Consider the following 22,270-nt stretch of genomic DNA (forward strand, 5'->3'; position numbering starts at 1 on the left):
TAAAAATTCAAGAAAATGAAAAATCTAAAATTAGGTATATCAACCATGTTAATGCTGTTGTTGTTTGCAGGTTGTAAAAAGGAGTTTTTAGAAAAGTCACCACCGGATGCATTGACTGAAGCCGGTTTTTATGACTCCGCTGAACGAGCTCAATTAGGAGTAAATGCAATATATGTTTCCCTTCAAAGTGCCTGGAGTATCAATCTTCAGCGTATTTATGATGTGCCATCCGGTGAGGTTTTACTTTCCAATACAGTTCCTTTGGAGTACAATAATTTCACCTACTTTCCGGCACTGAATCAGATTCATGATACCTGGAGAGGTTTGTATGAAGGAGTATACCGGTCAAATCTTGCCATTGCGAATATTCCCGCGATTAATATGGCAGATGCATTAAAGAATCAGTATGTAGGAGAAGCTAAATTTCTAAGAGCACTATTTTATTTTGATCTCGTTAATTTATTCGGTGCTGTTCCGTTAATTACAGAGCCCTTGCCAAATACAGATGCAGCTCTGGTAGCAAGAACTCCGGCTGCCGATGTATATAAGGTTATAATTGCCGATTTATTGGCAGCAGAAGCAGGTCTGCCGGTTTCTCACAGTGGGAATAATCTGGGAAGAGTAACAAAGGGGGCGGCTCAGGCCTTGCTTGGTAAAGTTTATCTTTATAATAAAGATTATGCCAATGCTGAGAAATACTTCTTATTGGTAATTAATTCGGGAAGATATGGTTTGATGGATAATTTCCAGGAAGTATGGCACCGCAGTTTTGAGAACAATAAAGAATCGATTTTTGAGGTTCAGTTTGCCGATATTGGTGGTAGTGGTACCAATGGCCGAAACGGAAGTTATCTTCCTGCGGTGAATGGAGCTACCGGTTCAGGTTTGGCTACTAAACGCGCATTTGATGCATTTGATCCTGCAGATCCCCGTCGTGGTATGTCAATCTTCAAACCAGGTGATACATTCGCACCGAACATAAGTGCAGCGCTTTCTACATTTAGTGCCGTTTGGTCAGCAACTGGATATGCAGTAAAAAAAGGTATGTGGCCAATCATGTACGTGAATGCCAGTGGCATAAATTACCCGATCATTCGTTATGCAGATGTGTTGCTGATGTATGCAGAAGCTGCCAATGAGCTGAATAAGCTTACTGAGGCAAGAGCTGCCGTAAATCAGGTTCGTGCCAGACCATCGGTTAATATGCCGGCATTAACTGCTGCAAATACAGGAACAAAAGCGACCATGTTCAATGCCATCAATAAGGAAAGACAAGTTGAATTGATGTTTGAATTTATCCGGTTTAATGATTTGAGAAGATGGGGTTTGGCGGTGCAGGAGTTAGGACCAATAGGATATACAGCAAAACATGCTTTATTCCCTATCCCTCAGCTTGAATTGGATATCAATCCTAAACTGACACAAAATCCAAGCTGGTAGTCATACCTTTTAATGCGATATTTTAAGTATTAAAAGGATAAATAGGGATACTGTGAATCTGATTCACAGTATCCTTTATTTTAAGAATATATAAGCTGGTTTCTAAAATGGAACTCGGCCGGATCATGAAGCTTTTTTTCATGATTCATATAATTACCGAACTTAATTGTTTTTTTCTATATTGAAAATGGAAAATAAACAAACTCATTTAATCGTATCCAGAGCATATTTGAAGGGTTGTTGCTTAGGTAGAAGCTCGCTTTTTAAACAGAAGGTAATTAATTTGGAACAAGATATATGAAACGCAGGGATATCATCAAGTGCTTAACGATTCTGCCGATAGCTGAATTTTCTACTTTTAACCTATTTGGAAATTCAATTATTGATGAATACGCGCCTTTGTTGAATTCTGCTTCATGCAAATCTTTTCTATCTGACCTCCATAAAAACGCCTTTGTTATGGATGGTCATATTCATATGATGACCAGGCAGTTATTACAGGGACTTGATATCGGAGATCGTTATCCGGATGGTCATGTTGATCTTCCCAGAGCTATTGAGGGGGGATTGGATGCAATGTTTTTCTCCTGTTATACTCCTGAGCCTTATTATCCCGACCGTCATGAATTAAAAAATACATTCCGTGTAGTAGAACTGGCTCTTGCACAGATAGAGAAGAACAATCACCTTATTGAACTTGCACATACTGCTTCAGATATTGTCAGAATAAACCGCAAGGGAAAGATGGCAGCTTTTCTGGATCTTGAAGGAGGTTTTGACCTGGATGGTGATCTGAATATATTAAGGGCACTTTATCGTTTAGGGCTTAGGTCCGTTCAGCTCACTGCTCATAATGAAACAAATGCGTTCATTGATTCCTGTTATGGAGAGAAGCGCTGGGGTGGGATAAATGCCCATGGGCGCACTGTTGTTACTGAGATGAACAAGTTAGGGATGCTTATTAATGTTGCCCATGCATCAGATGATGCAATCCTTCAGACAGTTGAAGCGAGCAGCCAACCTGTGATTTATAGCCACGGAGGTTTCCGTGGTATTGTAAACAGTTTACGGTGTATTACCGATGAATGCGCAAAAGCATTAGCAGCAAAGGGTGGGGTAATTGGAATACAATTCGGTAGCAGTTTCAATAATCCAAAATATGCCCAATGGGTGGAATCAAAACGACAGGCTGGATCCGGTACAATAGCTGATCCAATAGAAAGAAAAGCTTTGTCTATAGAAGAGGTGGATCAATCCCTATCCAAAGGACTCCCCTTCGTTCATAAAGGAGTAATTCCCGATGAATACTGGATGGGAACAGATCAGCTTGCAAAAGTTATTGATTATGGCGTACGTCTTGTTGGAGAAGATCATATTGCACTGGGTTCTGATTTTGATGGGGGCCCACCGCTTCCCAGAGAAATAAAGGATGTAAGTGATTATCCTCAAATGACTTATGCAATGCAGAAGCTTGGGTATTCCGAGGAACGAATTCGTAAAATTCTCGGACTGAACTGGTTGAGAGTGATAAGGGAAGTCACTGAAAAAAAATAATGGAGTAATTATGTCTTGATTGTTATCAATTAGCACAATGATCCTGAAAATGAGTTAATGTTTAAATTTTATTATGATGATAAAAAAAGTTCAAAGAGTACTGTTATTGATTTTATTAGCAAGTATGAGCTTGCCATTGAGTTCATTGAATGCGCAGGAAATTGATTTATTACTGAAAGGCGGTCATGTTATAGATCCAAAAAACAGTATTAATTCAAAAATGGATATAGGAATTAAGGATGGTAAGGTGTTTCGTGTTTCAACCAATATTCCTGCAAGCTCCTCAAAAAAGACTGTTGATGTAAGTGGTCTCTATGTTACACCGGGAATAATAGATATACACACTCATGTTTTTGCAGGTACACAAGATCCCGGATTTTCAGGGTTCGAAATTACCAACGGTTTTGGGAGTGTTGTGCCTGATGATTTTACTTTCCGCGCAGGGGTAACTACAGTAGTGGATGCGGGGTCCTCTGGCTGGAGGAATTTCCACACATTTAAAAAGCAAACCATTGATAATTCTCAAACCAGAGTCCTTGCATTCATTAGTATAGCGGGATATGGAATGCTTGGAACAGTTCATGCCCAGGATGTTACCGATATGAATCCTGTAGCAACTGCCTTTATAATGAATGAATATCCGGATCATATTGTAGGAATAAAGGCACATCATTATCGCGGTCATGATTTTACACCTGTGGATCGTGCAGTAGCTGCAGGTAATATTACTAAAAAGCCTGTAATTGTGGATTTTGGAGGAAGTACCCCTCGTTTATCAATCGAGGAATTATTTATGAAACATTTGCGACCAGGGGATATATTCACGCATACATATGCTTATTCTTTGCCAGGCAGGGAATCAGTAGTGGATGAAAATAATAAACTAAAGCCCTTTGTTCTTGAGGCACAGAAAAGCGGAAGAATCTTTGACGTGGGACATGGTGGAGGTGCTTTCAGATGGCATGTAGCAAATGCTTCTATCAAGCAAGGATTTCTTCCAAATACGATCAGTACTGATCTGTACCGTGCGAGCAGAAATGCCGGTATGAAGGATATGGCCAATGTCATGTCTAAATTTCTGGCTCTTGGTTTATCCATTGAAGATATTATTCTTCGATCTACCTGGAATCCTGCAAAAGTAATACAAAGAACCGAGCTGGGACATTTGAGTGTGGGTGCTGAAGCTGATCTTGCAGTTTTCAATGTCAGGGAAGGGAAATTTGGCTTCATGGATGCAAGAGGTTTAACTATGAATGGCAATAAAAAATTTGAAGCTGAATTAACTTTAAGATCAGGCAGAATTGTTTGGGATCTGAATGGTATCAGCGGCCAGCAATGGGATTCGGTTCAATAATAAACATGCAGGATAGCCTCAATAAACTAGGCTTAGCACTCCTGCAATAAACTAAAATTAAGCGAATATGAAACGTAGAAATGTTTTAAAAACTCTAACCTTGCTTCCTTTTGCAGGAGGGGCAATCCAGGGAAACTCTGCATCTGCCGCTCAGGAGATAACCGGATCATTAAGGGGACCCATTAATCCGGCTACAGCCGGAGTGGAAATCACTCTTGAGTCCTTTATGTCAGATAAAAATATTTATAGAACTCATGGTATTGAACCGGTAATTAATTGCCGTGGTATCTTTACAATTATTGGTGGTTCACTCAAGCGACCTCAGGTTAAGGCCGCCATGGAAGCAGCTTCGAAAAACTTTGCACAAATGGATGAAGTGGCCGACGGTATCGGTCAGCAACTTGCTAATCTGACCGGTGCAGAATGGGGCGTGGTTTCTGCCGGCTGTGCTGCAGGATTAAAACTGGTTACTGCAGCTGTGGTGGCCGGCGGAGATCCAGAGAAACTTGTGCGTATTCCAAATCTGGAAGGTCTTGAAAAAACAGAGGTTATCGTTCCACGGACTTCACGGAATTCTTATGATCATGCTATCAGAAATATAGGCGTAACTATGATTAATGTAGGCTCTATGGAGGAACTTGAGAATGCCATAAATCCCAAAACGGCCATGATCTACCTTGTTAATGGAGACCGATCATGGACAGGGGCACCTATGTCTCTTGAAAATATCGTTGCGGTAGCGAAGCCGAAAAATATACCGGTACTTTTTGATGCAGCTAATGAAATATTAACCTTCCCTCCGGTTCATTTGAAACGTGGGGCAACCATTGTTGCTTATAGCGGTGGCAAAGCAATTTGTGGGCCACAGTCCTGTGGACTAATACTTGGTAATAAGGAGATTTTGACATCGGCATGGCAGGCTAGTTCTCCACACCATGGGCCTTGCAGGGATAATAAGGTAGATCGCGATGAAATGTTTGGGATGGTTGCTGCAGTCAGGGCCTGGAAGGAGATTGACCATGATGCGATATTGAAGCAGTGGAATTCTTATCTCGATCATATTATTAAGAAAGTATCGGGAATAAACAGTGTCCAAACAATGGTTCATGTCCCTTCAACCCAATCCGGACTTTCGAATGTGTCGCCGGAAGTTGTGATAAGCTGGGATAAGGATGTACTTAACATTACCGGACTTGAAATGGCTGATGAACTGGCCAGAACAAAACCGAGGATTGCAGTGGCTGCTGGTGGAGGAAGAGGTAAAGACCCAAATGTTAACGGAATTGCGGTTACTACGATAGGTATGCAACCCGGTGAAGAAAAAATTGCTGCAGACAAAATTTATAAAATATTGACTGCTAAAAGAGCTCCTATTTCTACAGAAATGCAAGCCCCGGCCCAAAGCCTGGCGGGAAGTTGGGACGTAGACGTGAAATTCTCAAGCAGTTCGGCAAAACATAAACTTTTTCTTGAACAGGATGGTAACTGGATTAAGGGAGGTCATCAAACAACATTTGCAGTAAGTGATTTATCCGGAAGCATTGAAGGGAATCAGATCAGGCTTCAAAGTGCTCTAAGACTTATCGGAGATCATGTTCCATATACTTTCACAGGTACTGTTTCGGGTGATCAAATGACCGGAAGTATTTTTATGGGAGAATACCGAAGTGCGCAGTTCACTGCTGTCAGAGATAAAAAGGCGGGTCCAAAACAAAAGATTTTTGTTCCATCGGGAGCACCCCTTTCCAGTTAAATTCAAAATACTTAAATTAAATTCAAACTTCTTTAAATCAATCAAATGAATAAACAATTTATCAGAAAGGCGTCTATGTATGCCGCTGCATTAATCATTACAGTTGGTCTATTCAGCAATTCAGAACTTCAGGCCCAGGAAATTGATATGCTTATAAAAGGCGGTCATGTGATCGACCCTAAGAATAAAATTGACGGCAAAATGGATATTGCGATTAAGGATGGCAAAATTTTTCGGGTTGCTTCTGATATTCCAGCTAGCAGCGCCAAAAAAACAGTAAATGCTACCGGATTGTATGTTTCTCCGGGCTTCATAGATATCCATACTCATGTTTTTGCAGGAACTCAGGATCCCGGATTTACAGGATTTGGAATAACCGATGGTTTTGGAAGTGTCGTGCCTGATGATTTTACATTTCGTTCAGGTGTAACCACAGTAGTTGATGCAGGATCTGCAGGTTGGAGAGATTTTTATAAATTCAAAAAGCAGACTATTGACAATTCTCAGACCCGGGTGCTTGCCTTTATAAGTATCGCAGGTCATGGAATGCTGGGTACTGTACATGCGCAGGATACGACTGATATGAACCCTGTGGCTACCGCTTTTATCATGAATGAATATCCTGATATTATTGTTGGCATTAAGGCACATCACTATCGCGGGAATGATTTCACTCCTGTCGATCGTGCTATAGCAGCCGGTAAGATTACAAATAAGCCAATCATTGTAGATTTCGGGTCAAGTACTCCTAAATTATCTATAAAAGATTTGTTTTTAAAACATTTCAGACCTGGAGATATTTTCACACATACCTATTCCGGTTCAGATATTTCTGAGAAAAATCCCGGAGGTCGTGAGTCTGTAGTTGATGAAAACAATAAAGTAAAACCCTTCATTTTTGAAGCTCAGAAGCAAGGCAGAATCTTTGACGTTGGTCATGGTGGTGGTGCTTTTGTATGGAGTACGGCAATCAACAGCCTTAAGCAGGGTTTCCTTCCAAATACCATCAGCACCGATTTGTATAGAAACAGTAGAAATGCAGGGATGAAGGATATGGCGAATGTAATGTCAAAATTTCTGGTAATGGGAATGTCTATTCAGGATGTGATTTTACGTTCAACCTGGAATCCCGCAAATGTAATTCAGCATCCTGAACTTGGACATCTGAGTGTGGGAGCAGAAGCCGATGTGACAGTATTCAATGTAAGGGAAGGTAATTTCGGATATATGGATGCTCGTGGTTCAGTATTTAACGGAACCAAGAAAATAGAGGCAGAATTAACCCTTCGTGCCGGTAAGGTAGCCTGGGATTTAAATGGTCTTAGCGGGCCACAGTGGAATGCAGTCAGATGATAATTAATATAATCAGATAAAATTATGCGAATTAAAACAGTAAATATTTCAAAGTTTATTCAGTGTGCAACTGTTCGGATGGTATATGGAATTGCTGCTGTTTTAGTTCCCATCTTGATAGCATCAGGGGTTTATGCACAGGAAATAGATATTCTTCTGAAAGGCGGCCATGTTATTGATCCAAAGAATAATATCAATTCTAAAATGGATGTAGCTATTGTTGGTGATAAAATATTCCGTGTTGCGAAAGATATACCGGCTAATATGTCTAAAAAGACAGTTGATATAAGTGGCTTATATCTTACTCCCGGGATTATTGATATGCACGCACATGTATTTCATGGGCCGGATGTCAATAGTATATCGGCTAATTCTCCCGGGGGCTTACAAGCAGATGCATTTTCATTCAGAGCAGGAGTTACCACAGTAGTGGATGCGGGTTCTTCCGGATGGAGGAATTTCCCGCTTTTTAAATCACAGGTAATAGATCGATCCCAAACCCGCATTTTAGCTTTTTTAAATGTTGTTGGCAGAGGGATGGTTACCCGATTTGATCAACAGGATGTTACGGATATGAACCCCGAAATGAATGCTTATATGATCAAAAGATTACACCCGAATATCCTGGTGGGCATTAAATCTGCTCATTTCTGGGGTGATTTTACTTCGGTTGATAAGGCGGTTGAATCAGGAAAACTGGCAGACGTTCCGGTTATTGTAGATTTCGGAGAGCATTCCCCTCCCAATTCTATTGAATCTCTATTTATGGAGCATTTCAGACCAGGCGATATCTTTACCCATACTTTCTCTGAGCATGCAATTTCAGGGACTAACCCCGGCCGGGAATCCATTGTTGATCAAAATACCAGAAAGGTTAAACCCTTCGTGTTTGCAGCCCAGAAACGGGGTGTCATTTTCGATGTTGGGCATGGTGCAGGAGCATTCAATTTTAATCAGGCGATACCCGCGATGAAACAGGGTTTTATGCCAAATACAATCAGTACCGACCTGTACAATTTAAGTATGAATGCAGCGATGAAGGATATGGCAAATGTGATGTCAAAGTTTCTGGCAATGGGTATGGGACTACAGGATGTTATTTTACGATCTACATGGAATCCTGCTCAAGTAATTAAACGCCCTGATTTAGGCCATTTAAGTGTCGGTTCTGAGGCTGATATTGCTGTTTTTAACTTAAAAAAAGGAAATTTCGGCTATATGGATGTACGGCGTACAAAAATCAGCGGAACAGAAAAACTTGAAGCAGAATTGACTATCAGAGCAGGGCGTGTGGTTTGGGATTTAAATGGAATTAGCGTTCCACAATGGCAAATGCCGGCAGTTACTAATTGATTTTTATTTAATAAAATCATAAAATTAAAACGATATGAATAAGCTATTAAATTTGAAATGGTCACAGTCATGGTTTTTTACAGTGCGATTAATGACAGGACTTATATTCTTTGTTTGTGCCCCTCAGGTAAAAGCCCAGGACATCGATTTATTACTAAAGGGAGGTCATGTGATCGATGCTAAAAACAATATTGATCGTAAAATGGATGTCGCGGTTAAAGCGGGAAAAATATTCCGGGTTGCAGCTGATATCCCTGCAAGCTCAGCAAAAAAGGTTTTGGATGTAAGTGGTTTAATAGTCGCTCCCGGTTTGATCAACATGCATACGCATGTATATGCAGGGTCTAATCCAGGATTTACGGACGGTACTTCAAGTCAGTTGCCGGATGCCTTTGCTCCACGTTCAGGTATTACCACAGTTGTTGATGCGGGAACTACCGGCTGGCGTACTTTCCCTGATTTTAAGGCTAAAATAATTGATAATTCCATGACCCGTGTACTGGCCTTTTTAAGTATTGCAGCATCAGGATATTCTGTAGATAAAGCCCAGGAAAATATTGCTGAAATGGATGTTCAAAAGACTACCGAGACCGTCAATAAGTATCCTGATATTTTGGTAGGAGTACGTATTGGACGATACGATGGGACTGAATGGACACCCTTTGATCGGGCATCAGAAGCTGCTAAAATAGTTAATAAACCATTGTTTGTTGAGTGTCACCTTCCTATGTATTCTCTCGAGGATCAGTTGAATCGCATGCGTGCCGGGGATATTATCACTCATGCATTCGAAAATGTATCAGAACGGATGACTGTTGTGGATGAACAGGGAAAAGTAAGGCCTTTTGTACTGGCTGCACAAAAAAGAGGTGTACTCTTTGATGTAGGCCACGGAGGTGGTGGATTTTGGTTTAATCAGGGTATTCCTTCATTTAAACAAGGTTTATGGCCAAATTCTTTTGGCACAGACGAACATCGTACAAGCATGAATTCAGGTATGAAAACAATGTTGAACGTGATGTCTAAATATTTGAACATGGGAATGACCATGCCCGAAATCATAGCAAGAGGAAGCTGGAATGCAGCCAAATCAATCAAACGTGAAGATCTGGGGAATTTATCGGAAGGATCAGTCGCGGATATTGCCGTACTGAGTGTCCTAAATGGAAAGTTTGGATTTGTTGATTCCGGTAATAACAGGATTGAAGGGAATAAAAAATTCGAAGCAGAACTTACAGTGAGGGCAGGTCGGATTATATGGGACCTTAACGGTCTGGCAGCAAATCCTTACAAATAAAAAGTATAGAAATTAATATTAATAAAATGAAACGTAGAAACGTAATTAAAGGACTGGCGATGTTGCCTGTAGCAGGAGCGGTTCTTCCGGCGCAATCAGTCTTGGGAAATCAGCTTACAGGATCTACTGCTTTGGCAGGATCTGAAAGTGTCACAACAGCAGCCTCATTTATGGCCGATACTAATATCTTTCGCAGAATAGGTGTAGAGCCCGTGATAAACTGTATGGGAACCTACACTATTATTGGGGGATCAATTGAGCGTCAGGCGGTTCGTGAAGCAATGGAAGCTGCTGCGCATAATTTTGTACAATATGATGAACTGGCTGATGGAATTGGCCAGCGCCTTGCCGATCTTACCGGGGCAGAATGGGGTATGGTTTCGGCAGGATGTGCTGCCGGACTTAAACATATCACAGCTGCCTGCGTAACCGGGGGTAATCCGGAGAAGCTGATTCGTATCCCAGACCTGACAGGTTTTGATAAGGATGAAGTTATTATTCCACTTTACTCCCGGAATGCATATGATCACGGAATCAGGAATATCGGAGTGAAGATTGTTCATGTTTCCACCCCTGAAGAACTTGAAAAGGCGATTAATCCTAAGACTGCTATGATTTACCTGACAGCAGGTGCTGCTTCTGAAACTGGTCAGCCGCTTTCACTGGAGGTAGTTTCTTCCTATGCAAAACCAAAAAATATTCCGGTTTTGATTGATGTTGCAGCTCAGAATCTGACCATTCCACCTGTACACCTTAAGCGTGGAGCAACCCTGGTAGCATATAGTGGAGGTAAGGCCATCTGTGGTCCTCAATGTGCCGGATTAATGTTAGGTGATAAATCAATTTTGATGTCTGCATGGCAGGCAAGCTCACCTCACCATGGTCCGGGTCGGGACAATAAAGTTGGTCGTGAGGAGATGATTGGAATGATGGCGGCAGTTGAAGATTGGGTTAAAAGGGATCATGCTGGTGACTGGAAAAAATGGCTAGGCTGGCTGGATACCATTTCCCGGAAAATTTCTCCAATCGAAGGGGTTAAAACAAACGTTCATGAACCTCCAGGTCTATCAAATAAATCTCCAGTATTGTTTGTTACCTGGGACACTAATAAACTCAATATTAACAGTTTTGAGCTTGCTGAAGAATTAGGCAGAAACAAACCAAGAATTGCTCTTGCCAGTCGTGGTGAAACTGATGGCATCAGTACGGTAAGTATTACCACCGGGCAAATGCAGGCAGGAGAAGAGAAAATTATAGCAGACAGGCTTTATGAAGTTCTATCAAAAAAACGTAGTCCAAGGCCTGAAATGTCTGCCCCTTCAGCGAATCTTACCGGTTTATGGGATTTGAACATCAAATTTTTCAGTAGTAACAGCATGCACAAGCTAACTATTGAGCAGGATGGAAATTGGCTTTCAGGTACGCATAAAGCAGATTTTGATACCAGAACACTTGCAGGTACAATTGATGGTAATAAGGTAAGGTTTGAAAGCACAATTAAAATCATCGCTGATAATATTAATTACTTGTTCCAGGGTACGGTGAATGGAGATATGATGTCGGGAGATATTCATTTAGGTGAGTACCGGACTGCAAGCTTTACTGCAAACCGCAGTGCATCCAAACCTGTAAGAAAAAGGATTCAGATTCCTGCAGGTCCGCCATTGGCAACTTAAGATTTTCCCTGCCGGTTTCTTACAGATAGCAAGAAACCGGCAGGCTAATTTTGGTATAACTTACCTGATGTTTAATTATTAACTTTCTAAATACCTTATTGCAAGCCTAATTCATAAAATAACAATCAAATTGATGAAAAAACTAAAAATCCTTCCCTTTGTCGTCCTGTTTATGTTGCTTTTTGTCAATATTGTTAGCGCTCAGCAAACTTCTGCAAGCAATTCGTCCGATTTTCTTATTTATAATGTTAAAAGATCGGCTAAAGCAGTCGATGTTAATGACAAATGGAATAAATCAGGATGGAAAGGAGTTAAATCCATTAAAATAAGGAATTATATGGGGAAAGTTCCAGCATTTAAGCCCAAAGCTGATGTTAAAATGACTTATGACGATAATTTTATCTATGTTATATACAGAGTAAAGGATCGTTATGTAAAAAGTATTACCGAAAAAATAAACGGACCGGTCTGGAGGGATTCTGCCGTTGAATTCTTTTTCTCTCCAGAGGCTGATAATCCCGTCAATTATTTTAATCTGGAGATTAATTGCGGAGGTACCCCCTTGCTTCATCATAAAAAGAACAGACCTACGATAGAGGATATTCAAAAAATTGAGATCAAGGCTTCTTTACCTAAGGTTGTTGATCCGGAAATTACCGAGCCGGTAACCTGGACCATGTCTTTTAAGATACCTCTGAGTATGCTTGAAAAATATACAAACGTAGTTCGTCCTAAATCCGGTGTTTCCTGGAGGGCTAATTTCTACAAAATCGCCGAAATTAATTCAAACCCTCATTACATAACCTGGAACGAAGTTAAAAATGATAAACCTCAGTTTCATCTGCCTCAGTTCTTTGGGATTCTTAATTTTCAATAGGCCTTATACTCTATACCGGTCCTGATCAACGTGAAATACTATGATTTGGAGTAATAATCGAATAAAATTAGCGCGAAATAGAATGCCATTCTTAAATAAACTAATTACATACCTGTTTCACTATCAGAAAGTTGCTCTGATAGTCATTCCCATATTATCGGTTTCTCAAGCTGTGAATGCACAGGAGATTGATATTCTTCTGAAAGGCGGTCATCTGATTGATCCAAAGAATAATATCAATGCTAAAATGGATATTGCGATCCTGGATGGTAAAATATTCAGGGTAGCAGCGAACATCCCGGAATCCCTGGCTAAAAAAACAATAAATGTCAGCGGTCTCTTTGTTAGTCCTGGTATAATTGATATGCATGTGCATGTTTTTCAGGGTACCGATAAGTACAGTACTTCGGTAGCTAATTCTTCCCGCAGTCAGCAGGCTGATGCTTTTTCCTTCAGGTCCGGAGTAACTACGATGGTGGATGCGGGTACTTCTGGTTGGCGAAATTTCAGAACATTCAAAGCTCAGTCAATTGATAAATCTCAAACCCGTATTCTGGCATTTCTGAATGTGATTGGAAATGGGATGATCGGACGCTTTGAGGAACAGGACGTCAATGATATGAATCCTGAAATGAATGCCTATATGATTAAAAAGTTATTCCCGGAGATTCTTGTGGGTATTAAATCAGCTCATTACTGGGGTGAATTTACTTCGGTGGATAAGGCAATTGAATCGGGTAAGCTCGCAGATGTACCGATTATGGTAGATTTTGGAGAGCATGTGCCAACTAACTCCATTGAGTCACTTTTTTTAAAACATTTTCGCCCCGGAGATATTTTTACGCATACTTACTCTGAGATCAGTGCCGGCCGTGAATCCATTGTGGATGAGAAGAGTAGAAAATTAAAACCCTTTATTCTTGAGGCTCAAAAGCGGGGTGTTATTTTTGATGTTGGTCATGGTGGGGGAGCTTTTTCCTGGGCGCAGGCAATTCCTGCATTCAAGCAGGGTTTTTTGCCCGATGTAATCAGTTCTGATCTTCACGATCAAAGTATGAATGCCGGTATGAAAGATATGACCAATGTGATGTCCAAGTTTCTGGCTTTGGGTATGCAATTAAAGGATGTGATTGAGCGCTCAACCTGGGCACCGGCTAAAGTAATCAAGCGTACAGATCTTGGACATTTAAGTGTTGGTGCAGAAGCAGATATTGCTGTTTTCAATTTAAGGGACGGGAAATTTGGCTTTACGGATGTCCGTAAAGTTAGTGTCGAAGGATCAAAAAAGCTGGAGGCTGAACTGACTTTAAAGGCCGGGATAATCATGTGGGATTTAAATGGTATAAGTGGACAAGCCTGGCAGGACTAAGATTATTAATAAAAAAAAATTTGAGTAAACAGAAAAATAGGAGATCATGAATAATTTTTTTATAGAATTAAGGATACGGATAATGATGTCTCTTCAAAGAGTTACCCTTATGATGTTTTTGTTAATAAGTCCCTTTTTATCTCAGGCTCAGGCTCAGGATTATGATTTATTGCTGAAGGGCGGAAGAGTTATTGATTCGAAAAATAAAATTGATGCCAAAATGGATGTGGCCGTAAAAGACGGTAAAATATCCAGGGTGGCTGCTGATATTCCTGCTTCGGCTGCAAAGAAAATGCTTGATGTAAGCGGACTTATAGTTGCCCCCGGCCTGATTAATATCCATACTCATGTTTTCGCTGGCAGTAATCCCGGTTTTTTGGACGGACAGTCGAGCCAGTTGCCAGATGCTTTTGCGATACGCTCGGGGATTACCACAGTTGTAGACGCGGGTACCACCGGATGGAGGACCTTTCCTGAATTTAAAGCGAAAGTAATTGATCCCTCAATAACCCGGGTACTTGCATGGATCAATATTTTTGAGACAGGTTTTAGCTCGGGATCTGCTTTTGAACCTGATATGGGTACAGTAAGTGTTCAAAAAACTACTGAAGCTATTGAGAAATATAAGGATTATATCGTTGGTACCAGAGTTGGTCATTATAAAGGGAAAAGCTGGCTTCCGTTTGAGCGGGCTTCCGAAGCCGCAAGAATTGCCAATATGCCGCTTTTTGTGGAATGCCATATGCCACAATATACACTTCAGGACCAATTGGATCATATGCGCCCCGGTGATATTATTACTCATGCATTTGAGAATGTTTCTGAGCGTATGACAGTAGTTGATGAACAGGGGAAAGTCAGGCCCTTTGTGTTGGATGCACAGAAGAGGGGCGTACTTTTCGATGTGGGCCATGGTGGGGCAGGATTCTGGTTTAATCAGGCAATTCCTGCATATAACCAGGGACTCTGGCCAAATTCATTTGGCACAGATGAGCATCGTACGAGTATGAACTCAGGGATGAAAAACATGCTGAATGTGATGTCGAAATATCTGAATATGGGGATGAGCATTCCTGAAGTTATAGCCCGCGGAAGCTGGAATGCTGCTAAGTCAATTAAGCGTGAAGATCTCGGAAATTTATCAGTGGGCTCAGTAGCTGATATTGCCGTGTTGAGTATAGTAAATGGCAAGTTTGGTTTTGTAGACTCCGGACAAAACAGGATCGACGGAGATCGTAAACTGGAGGCAGAACTTACAGTACGCGCAGGAAGGATTGTTTGGGATCTTAACGGGCTGGGAGCAAATACATATAAATAGAATGAAGCGCAGAAGTGTAATTAAAGGCCTAGCTCTGCTTCCGGTTTCCGGAAGTGTGCTTGCTGTGGAAGCAGCAGAATCAAATGTATTGCAAGCTTCTTTTAATAATTTAACTGAAACAACATTAAGTTCATTCCTGGATGAGAAGAATATTTATCGTTCCATGGGGGTTGAACCAATCATAAATTGCAGGGGTTCATTCACTATCATTGGAGGTTCAATCAAACTTCCGAAAGTAAGGGAGGCACTCGAAGCAGCAAGTAATAATTTTGTTCAGCTTGATGAGCTGGCAGAAGCAGCTGGTAAACGACTTGCTGAACTTACTAAGACAGAGTGGGGAATGGTTTCATCCGGGTGTGCAGCCGGTGTTAAACACATCACTGCAGCCTGCGTTACAGGCGGTAGTCCTGAGAGACTGATCCGTATTCCTGATCTTACCGGATTTGAGAAAACTGAGGTAATCATACCAAGATATTCCCGTCAGCATTATGATCATGCCGTGAGAAATATAGGGGTCAAAATTATAACTGTTTCAACAGCGGCTGAACTGGAAAAATCGATCAATTCAAAAACAGCAATGATTTATCTGACCTCCGGAACTCCCGGCGCAGCATCAGATACCGGCCAGCCACTCTCACTGGAAGTAATTGCAGCAATTGCAAAACCAATGAATATTCCTATTCTTATGGATGCAGCAGCAGAAAGCCTGACAATTCCGCCTGTACATTTGAAAAGAGGGGCAGATATTGTTGCTTATAGCGGAGGTAAAACTATTCGCGGACCCCAGTCGGCAGGATTAATGCTAGGCAAAAAAAATATTTTACTTGCAGCCTGGCAGGCAAGTGCGCCACACCATGGTCCCGGGCGTGACAATAAACTGGATCGTGATGAAATCGTGGGAATGGTCGCAGCAGTTGAGGATTGGCTAGTTCGTGATCATGATGCAGAATGGAAGAGATGGCTTTCCTGGCTTGATGTAATTTCGAAAAAAGTATCAGGTATCAGTGGCATTACAACGAAAATTATTGAACCGGTAAATTTGAATAATAAGTATCCGGTTCTGCATATTATCTGGGACCCCGCAAAGTATCCTGTTACGGGTTATGAGATTGCAGAGGAGGTAGGTAGGAATAAGCCGAGGATTGCATTGGGGAATCGTGACGAGGCCGATGGAACTACTTCAATACAGATTACTCCGGGGCATATGCAGCCAGGTGAAGAGAAAATAGTTGCTGAAAGGCTATTTGAGGTTTTGTCGAAGAAGAGAAGTTTCAAGCCCGAAATGGCTGCACCTGCTGCTAATCTTAGCGGGCGCTGGGATGTTGAAGTTCAGTACGCTTTAAGCACGAGTCAGCATTCCTTTGTGATTGAACAGGAAGGGAACTGGATTCAGGGAACGCATAAGGGAGATCATGACACAAAAAATATGGTGGGTACCATAGAGGGAAATGAGGTAAAGATCAGAAGTACAATCCCTATTGTTGGGAATATTATTATTTACCTCTTTTCCGGTAAGATCAATGGAGATATCATTTCCGGCGATATCCATATGGGAGAATATCTGACTGCTAAATTTACAGCCAGACGTAATACAACTAAACTACCTAAACAAAAAGTTATGATTCCGGGTGGTCAGCCATTGGCGACTTGATAAAATGATTTTTAACATATAAAAAGCATTATAATATGAAACGCAGAGACATCATTAAAGGTATGGCAGCAATGCCCTTATTGGGCTTGATTAATCCAATTGATTCAGTTCTGGCTTCAATGCCAGAGAAATTTAAGAAAAAGCGTTTGGTCATTGACACCCATGTGGAAACATGGAATTTTGATTCGCGGTTCCCGTTCAAACATCCAGAAAATCCAAATCTAAAAGTGTCGATTGAAGCCCCTATTGAAAACCAGATTAAGCAGATGAAGGATTTCGATATTACTTATGGGGTACTGATAAATCCGCGCTATTATGGCTGGGATAATTCTTATAAGGCTCATTGCGTTAAAACCTACCCCAATCATTTCGTGGCTCATGGCTTACTGAATCCACATGATCCTAAAATTGTCGATAATCTCAGGTATTGGGTCAATGAACATGGTTTTCAGGGGATGCGTTTCAGCCCGATATACCATCCTAAAGAAACCTGGCTAAATTCAGCAGCTCATTATCCTTTATGGAAAGAAGCCGAAAAACTGGGACTTTGTTTCAACTATTATATCCTGCCTCATCAGATGCCAATGATTGAAGATATGGCTGAACGTTTCCCGGGTGTAAAAATAGTGATAGATCATGCCGGAAAACCGGATTTGAAGGCAGCGGATTGCTGGCCTGAGTTTAAAAAAATGTTTAAGCTTAGCCGTTTTAAAAATGTCTGGATAAGTAGTTCGGAACCTTATGAAATGTCGGAAATAAAAAAGTATCCCTATGAAGATACACTGCCCTTCTACAAAGCTATTTATGAAGAGTTTGGACCAAAGCAGATCATTTGGGGGACAGGATATCCTTTCCCGCGATGGGAGCTTCCAATGGATAAAGAATTGGAGTTCATGTATAAGTACTGTGACTTCTATACCGAAAAGGATCTGGATTTAATAATGGGTAAGAATGCTCTTAAGATCTGGAAATTTCCAAAGAAAGCTTAAATTCTACAGGTTTTAAATTTATTTTTCTTATTTTTAAATAGCATCAATTTTAATTATATGTTTTCAAAAAATTATAGATTTTATCTATCTCTTGTTTTTATTTGTTATTTAGGTTCAGTTTCTAACCTATTCGCACAGGCGATACCTAAGGAGGAATTGATATTTTTAACTTCAGCCTGGAAGGGTGAGCGATTTGCCGACGGTCGTCCAAGGATTTCGGATGACTTATTGAAACGTGCCCGTGAAATAGGTATTGAAGAAGCCTGGCAAATCCTGAATAATGAAGGATATCTGTATCAGTATGAGCGCAATTGGAAAATACTTCACGAAGATGTTACAGTAGTAGGTCGGGCTTTGACTGCTCAGTTTATGCCAATCCGCCCGGATGTGGAAAAGAATATTGTAGAACGTGCAGCAAAGGAAGGCCGTGCGGGAAGACATTTGCATTGGCCGATCAATATGTTGACTAAGGGAGATGTATATGTTGCCGATAATAAAGGCAGGGTGGGATCGCTTATGGGCGATAACCTTGGTAATGTGATCTATAAGAATTCAGGCAATGGGGTTGTCTTCGACGGATTTGCCCGTGATATAGATGGTTTGGCGGAAATAAAAGGCTTTAATGCTCATGTCAGGGATTTTGCTCCTCAGTTTTTACAAGGTGTAGTGTTAATGGGATTGAATACACCAATCACTATTGGGTCGGCGATTGTTCTTCCTGGCGATCTGGTTATTGCCGGAAGGGCAGGTGTAGTTTTCATTCCGGCACATATGGCTGAGCTGGTTATTTCTACAGCAGAATTTATTGCATCTAAAGATCGTTTCGGACATGAGATGATCAGGAGTGGGACTTATAAGGCAAATGAGGTCGATACTCAGTGGACCGATACAATTAAGGTTGAGTATCTGAAATGGCTGGATCGGAATCCGGCTGAAAAGAAGATTACCCGTGCGCAATTGGATCAGTTTATGTCGAAAAGAACCTATTAAAAGGAAATATGAAGCCAGTATTCAAAATAGTGATGGGTTTGGGTTCAATCTGCCTCCTGGCAGCACTGATTCTTTACCTGGTCAATAATCCAAAAACAGCAGAACCCTTCTTAATTGTTGGTATCGTTTGTTTTGCACTGGGTGTCAGGGGAGTATCTGCTCTGAAGGGCTTCGCTTATCCGATCATGATTGTGGGGGTAGTTTCAACAGCCCTGATATTTCCGCAGTATTTTATAGAGATCAATGGCTATAAGCTTTCCGGACTAATAACCCCGCTGATTCAGTTAATCATGTTCGGGATGGGTATTACTATGAGTTACAAAGACTTTCTGGGTGTATTCAAAGCACCAAAAGGAGTATTTGTAGGTATATTCAGTCATTTTACAATTATGCCCCTGCTGGGCTTTGCCCTTGCAAGCATGAGTAATTTTGAACCGGAAATTGCCGCCGGGATGATTTTGATTGGCTGTGCCCCGAATGCGGTTGCGGCCAATGTAATTTCATATCTGGCAAAAGCAAATCTGGCCTTGTCAATCACCCTGACCTCGATTGCTACCTTATTGGCTCCATTCCTTACACCTTTATTGATGAAATTGCTGGGGGGCTCATTTATTGAGATTAATGTACTTGATATGATGTGGGATATTATGAAAATGGTCATTCTTCCGATCACATTGGCTATCGTGCTGAATGAACTGCTTAAAGATAAGATCAAGTGGTTGAATTCGATAATGCCAATGGTGTCAATGTTTGGGATTGCTTTCATCATTATCATTGTAACTGCAGTAGGGAGAGAAAGCCTGCTAACAGTTGGACCACTTCTGATTTTGTTGGTATTGATCCTTAACTTGTTAGGCTATACGCTGGGCTACTGGTCGGGTAGATTGTTCGGAATGAATGAAAAGGATTGCCGGACAATAGCCATAAATGTAGGTATGCAGAATGCGGGACTTTCAAAGGGTTTGGCTCATGGTATGGGCAAACTGGGTACTGTTGGATTAGCACCTATGATCTATGGCCCGATGATGAATATCACTGGTTCTATCCTAGCCTCATATTGGCAGAACAGACCACCCCTTGATCCGGGAAGTGAAAACAATGAAGCTGAAATAAATTCTTCTAAATAAACTATGAAATTAAAATATATCTGCATTTTAATCACTTTGGCAGGGATTAGTTTTAGCTTAAATGCTCAGACAAAAAAGGAACAACGTGTTGTGCAGTTGGTGAATGATTTTAATCAGGCTATTATCAGTACCGATAGCACAGGCTTAAAAAGCCTGGTATGGGAAGATTTAAGTTACGGACATTCTTCCGGACTTGTCCAGGATAAGGCAGCATTTATTGCGGGAGTGATGAATGGCCCCAACTTTTTCAAGAAATTCGACCTGCAAAACCAAACGATTAAAGTTTCAGGAAAAAACGCAGTGGTCAGACATGTGGCTATTGCCCATGCTGTTAATCAGGGAAATCCGGTTGAAATCAGGTTTGGGAATATTCTCATCTGGCAAAAGAAACAAGGGCATTGGAAGCTGCTGGCCCGACAAGGATATAAGCTTTAACACTATCTGAATTAATTACAAACAGGATGGTATGCCCGGAAGGGCTATTCATCAGAATACAAATTTTATAAAATGGATAAGAAAACAGAGCTAAAAGCTCTCATTAAGGAGCAGGGGATTGTCCCTTTGTACTATGCTGCAGATGCCGGGGTCAGTATTGAGTTAATGCGTGCAATGTACGAGGGGGGGATTCGCACAACCGAGTATGCAAATCGTGGAGAACAGGCGATGAAGAACTTTAAGGAAATGCGTAAGGCATGTGATGCAGAAATGCCGGGTATGCGTTTAGGTATTGGGACAATTAAAAATACAGAAGCAGCGAAAGAATATATCGGTGAAGGTGCTGAGTTCCTGGTCTGTCCCGGTATTTTGGAGTCTGTAATCGAGCTGTCAGATGATCATAATTTGCTCTGTGTTCCCGGCTGTATGACCCCTAGTGAAATCATCCGTGCCGAATCCTGTGGCGTGAACATGGTGAAACTTTTTCCGGCAAATACGCTGGGCCCTTCTTATATTGAGGCAGTTCAGGCATTGTTTACAGATATGACTTTCTTACCCACAGGTGGTATTGAACTGAATGAGGACAACCTTAGGTCTTGGTTTAAAGTTGGAGTTTGTGCTGTGGGTGGAAGTAAGATGATAACTAAAGCGGTAATCGAGAATCAGCTTTATGATGACTTGAGTAAAGAATGTCATCGTGCTTTGGATCTGATTAAAACGATTCGGGAGAGTTTATAAATTAAGGAAATTAATTAAATAGAATACAAATTTTTAAGACAAATCATACAATGAACGAGTCATTATATAAATACATGCGTGTGGGCCTGGTCCACTTTATGGCTTTTCCGGCCACGATCAAAGGTGAAGGGCCGGTGTTGGAAACAATCCGCAAAATTGCCGTTGATGATTATTTCAGTGCAATTGAAATAACCACGATTAAGGATCCGGAAACCCGTCTGGCGGTTAAGAAAATGCTGGAAACCTCTCATATGACGGTAGCTTATGGAGCACAGCCAAGGTTGCTGACTACCGGCTTGAACATTAACAGTTTAGTGGAAGAGGAACGACAGAAAGCACTTGATAACTTGAAACAGGGTATTGATGAGGCCTATGAAATTGGAGCAGCCAGCTTTGCTTTTCTCAGTGGAAACTATGAAGAAAGCAGAAAAGAAGAGGCCTTTCAGGCCCTGGTTAAATCAACTAATGAGATTTGTGCCTATGCAAAGAGCAAAGGTGATATGAAAATAGCGCTGGAGGTTTTTGATTATGATGTAGATAAAAGGAGCCTGATCGGTCCGGCAGATCTAGCCTTGCGTTATGCCAAAGAGATCCGTAAAGCACATGATCATTTCGGTCTGATGGTAGACCTGAGCCATATTCCATTGATCCATGAAACGATTGAGGAATCAATACTTCCGGTAAAGGATTATATTGTGCATGCTCATATCGGGAATTGTGTGGTGAAAAGTCCAGATATGGCTGCATACGGAGATGTGCATCCAAGGTTTGGTTTCCCTAATGGCGAGAATGATGTGGATGAAGTGGTTGAATACCTGAAGGTCTTACTGGATATAGGTTTCCTTAATACCCAAACCCCACCAGTAGTAAGTTTTGAGATTAAACCCTTTGGAGATGAGGATGCTGATGTAGTGATTGCCAATGCCAAACGGGTGCTGAATCTGGCATGGGCGAGGGTTTGATTATAAGCTAAAAGCAGAAAGCTAAAAGCATAAA

The 22,270-nt window shown here is 41.2% G+C and carries 18 protein-coding genes; all 18 read left to right on the forward strand.

Features of this window, described 5'->3' with window-relative positions; genetic code table 11:
• The first annotated feature begins 15 nt into the window (after window positions 1–15).
• Window positions 16–1,440 (forward strand): RagB/SusD family nutrient uptake outer membrane protein, encoded by a 1,425-nt coding sequence (locus Q8S11_RS12310; RefSeq protein ID WP_305662407.1) that lies wholly within the window; start codon window positions 16–18, stop codon window positions 1,438–1,440.
• A gap of 297 nt (window positions 1,441–1,737) precedes the next feature.
• A complete protein-coding gene (locus Q8S11_RS12315; protein WP_305662408.1) occupies window positions 1,738–2,994 on the forward strand; it encodes a dipeptidase in 1,257 nt (418 codons plus the stop codon).
• Window positions 2,995–3,067: 73 nt separating this feature from the next.
• A complete protein-coding gene (locus Q8S11_RS12320) occupies window positions 3,068–4,348 on the forward strand; it encodes an amidohydrolase/deacetylase family metallohydrolase (RefSeq protein ID WP_305662409.1) in 1,281 nt (426 codons plus the stop codon).
• A 67-nt stretch (window positions 4,349–4,415) separates the two neighbouring features.
• Window positions 4,416–6,101: an aminotransferase class V-fold PLP-dependent enzyme gene (locus tag Q8S11_RS12325; RefSeq protein WP_305662410.1), complete on the forward strand. Its 1,686-nt coding sequence runs from the start codon at window positions 4,416–4,418 to the stop codon at window positions 6,099–6,101.
• Window positions 6,102–6,146: 45 nt separating this feature from the next.
• Window positions 6,147–7,454: an amidohydrolase/deacetylase family metallohydrolase gene (locus Q8S11_RS12330; protein ID WP_305662411.1), complete on the forward strand. Its 1,308-nt coding sequence runs from the start codon at window positions 6,147–6,149 to the stop codon at window positions 7,452–7,454.
• A gap of 24 nt (window positions 7,455–7,478) precedes the next feature.
• Window positions 7,479–8,807 carry an amidohydrolase/deacetylase family metallohydrolase gene (locus tag Q8S11_RS12335; RefSeq protein ID WP_305662412.1) on the forward strand — a complete coding sequence of 443 codons (1,329 nt, stop codon included), beginning with the start codon at window positions 7,479–7,481 and terminating at the stop codon, window positions 8,805–8,807.
• Window positions 8,808–8,841: 34 nt separating this feature from the next.
• Window positions 8,842–10,104: an amidohydrolase/deacetylase family metallohydrolase gene (locus tag Q8S11_RS12340; protein WP_305662413.1), complete on the forward strand. Its 1,263-nt coding sequence runs from the start codon at window positions 8,842–8,844 to the stop codon at window positions 10,102–10,104.
• A gap of 26 nt (window positions 10,105–10,130) precedes the next feature.
• Entirely contained in the window at window positions 10,131–11,780 is a 1,650-nt protein-coding gene (locus Q8S11_RS12345) for an aminotransferase class V-fold PLP-dependent enzyme (protein WP_305662414.1), read from the forward strand.
• A gap of 133 nt (window positions 11,781–11,913) precedes the next feature.
• Complete coding sequence (locus Q8S11_RS12350; RefSeq protein WP_305662415.1) at window positions 11,914–12,657, forward strand: carbohydrate-binding family 9-like protein; 744 nt, start codon at window positions 11,914–11,916, stop codon at window positions 12,655–12,657.
• Between the two features lie 82 nt (window positions 12,658–12,739).
• Entirely contained in the window at window positions 12,740–14,026 is a 1,287-nt protein-coding gene (locus tag Q8S11_RS12355; protein ID WP_305662416.1) for an amidohydrolase/deacetylase family metallohydrolase, read from the forward strand.
• A gap of 46 nt (window positions 14,027–14,072) precedes the next feature.
• Window positions 14,073–15,344, forward strand: coding sequence for an amidohydrolase/deacetylase family metallohydrolase (locus Q8S11_RS12360; RefSeq protein WP_305662417.1), 1,272 nt, complete (start codon window positions 14,073–14,075; stop codon window positions 15,342–15,344).
• 1 nt (window position 15,345) lies between these two features.
• Window positions 15,346–16,995 carry an aminotransferase class V-fold PLP-dependent enzyme gene (locus Q8S11_RS12365; RefSeq protein ID WP_305662418.1) on the forward strand — a complete coding sequence of 550 codons (1,650 nt, stop codon included), beginning with the start codon at window positions 15,346–15,348 and terminating at the stop codon, window positions 16,993–16,995.
• A gap of 35 nt (window positions 16,996–17,030) precedes the next feature.
• Window positions 17,031–17,984: an amidohydrolase gene (locus Q8S11_RS12370; protein ID WP_305662419.1), complete on the forward strand. Its 954-nt coding sequence runs from the start codon at window positions 17,031–17,033 to the stop codon at window positions 17,982–17,984.
• A 57-nt stretch (window positions 17,985–18,041) separates the two neighbouring features.
• Window positions 18,042–18,974 carry an RraA family protein gene (locus Q8S11_RS12375; protein ID WP_305662420.1) on the forward strand — a complete coding sequence of 311 codons (933 nt, stop codon included), beginning with the start codon at window positions 18,042–18,044 and terminating at the stop codon, window positions 18,972–18,974.
• A gap of 8 nt (window positions 18,975–18,982) precedes the next feature.
• Window positions 18,983–20,101 carry a bile acid:sodium symporter family protein gene (locus Q8S11_RS12380; RefSeq protein ID WP_305662421.1) on the forward strand — a complete coding sequence of 373 codons (1,119 nt, stop codon included), beginning with the start codon at window positions 18,983–18,985 and terminating at the stop codon, window positions 20,099–20,101.
• Window positions 20,102–20,104: 3 nt separating this feature from the next.
• A complete protein-coding gene (locus Q8S11_RS12385; RefSeq protein ID WP_305662422.1) occupies window positions 20,105–20,536 on the forward strand; it encodes a nuclear transport factor 2 family protein in 432 nt (143 codons plus the stop codon).
• Between the two features lie 72 nt (window positions 20,537–20,608).
• Window positions 20,609–21,274 carry a bifunctional 4-hydroxy-2-oxoglutarate aldolase/2-dehydro-3-deoxy-phosphogluconate aldolase gene (locus tag Q8S11_RS12390; RefSeq protein WP_305662423.1) on the forward strand — a complete coding sequence of 222 codons (666 nt, stop codon included), beginning with the start codon at window positions 20,609–20,611 and terminating at the stop codon, window positions 21,272–21,274.
• Window positions 21,275–21,324: 50 nt separating this feature from the next.
• A complete protein-coding gene (locus tag Q8S11_RS12395; RefSeq protein WP_305662424.1) occupies window positions 21,325–22,236 on the forward strand; it encodes a sugar phosphate isomerase/epimerase in 912 nt (303 codons plus the stop codon).
• Window positions 22,237–22,270: the final 34 nt, after the last annotated feature.

The organism is Daejeonella sp. (genome assembly GCF_030695525.1).
GTDB lineage: Bacteria > Bacteroidota > Bacteroidia > Sphingobacteriales > Sphingobacteriaceae > Daejeonella.

Excerpts from the sequence above, each read along its gene's own strand:
- Q8S11_RS12340 (WP_305662413.1), top strand. The coding sequence starts at position 8,842 with ATGAATAAGCTATTAAATTTGAAATGGTCACAGTCATGGTTTTTTACA.
- Q8S11_RS12355 (WP_305662416.1), top strand. The coding sequence starts at position 12,740 with ATGCCATTCTTAAATAAACTAATTACATACCTGTTTCACTATCAGAAA.
- Q8S11_RS12365 (WP_305662418.1), top strand. The coding sequence starts at position 15,346 with ATGAAGCGCAGAAGTGTAATTAAAGGCCTAGCTCTGCTTCCGGTTTCC.
- Q8S11_RS12395 (WP_305662424.1), top strand. The coding sequence starts at position 21,325 with ATGAACGAGTCATTATATAAATACATGCGTGTGGGCCTGGTCCACTTT.
- Q8S11_RS12330 (WP_305662411.1), top strand. The coding sequence starts at position 6,147 with ATGAATAAACAATTTATCAGAAAGGCGTCTATGTATGCCGCTGCATTA.
- Q8S11_RS12370 (WP_305662419.1), top strand. The coding sequence starts at position 17,031 with ATGAAACGCAGAGACATCATTAAAGGTATGGCAGCAATGCCCTTATTG.
- Q8S11_RS12385 (WP_305662422.1), top strand. The coding sequence starts at position 20,105 with ATGAAATTAAAATATATCTGCATTTTAATCACTTTGGCAGGGATTAGT.
- Q8S11_RS12335 (WP_305662412.1), top strand. The coding sequence starts at position 7,479 with ATGCGAATTAAAACAGTAAATATTTCAAAGTTTATTCAGTGTGCAACT.
- Q8S11_RS12325 (WP_305662410.1), top strand. The coding sequence starts at position 4,416 with ATGAAACGTAGAAATGTTTTAAAAACTCTAACCTTGCTTCCTTTTGCA.
- Q8S11_RS12320 (WP_305662409.1), top strand. The coding sequence starts at position 3,068 with ATGATGATAAAAAAAGTTCAAAGAGTACTGTTATTGATTTTATTAGCA.
- Q8S11_RS12380 (WP_305662421.1), top strand. The coding sequence starts at position 18,983 with ATGAAGCCAGTATTCAAAATAGTGATGGGTTTGGGTTCAATCTGCCTC.
- Q8S11_RS12350 (WP_305662415.1), top strand. The coding sequence starts at position 11,914 with ATGAAAAAACTAAAAATCCTTCCCTTTGTCGTCCTGTTTATGTTGCTT.
- Q8S11_RS12360 (WP_305662417.1), top strand. The coding sequence starts at position 14,073 with ATGAATAATTTTTTTATAGAATTAAGGATACGGATAATGATGTCTCTT.
- Q8S11_RS12390 (WP_305662423.1), top strand. The coding sequence starts at position 20,609 with ATGGATAAGAAAACAGAGCTAAAAGCTCTCATTAAGGAGCAGGGGATT.
- Q8S11_RS12375 (WP_305662420.1), top strand. The coding sequence starts at position 18,042 with ATGTTTTCAAAAAATTATAGATTTTATCTATCTCTTGTTTTTATTTGT.
- Q8S11_RS12310 (WP_305662407.1), top strand. The coding sequence starts at position 16 with ATGAAAAATCTAAAATTAGGTATATCAACCATGTTAATGCTGTTGTTG.
- Q8S11_RS12315 (WP_305662408.1), top strand. The coding sequence starts at position 1,738 with ATGAAACGCAGGGATATCATCAAGTGCTTAACGATTCTGCCGATAGCT.
- Q8S11_RS12345 (WP_305662414.1), top strand. The coding sequence starts at position 10,131 with ATGAAACGTAGAAACGTAATTAAAGGACTGGCGATGTTGCCTGTAGCA.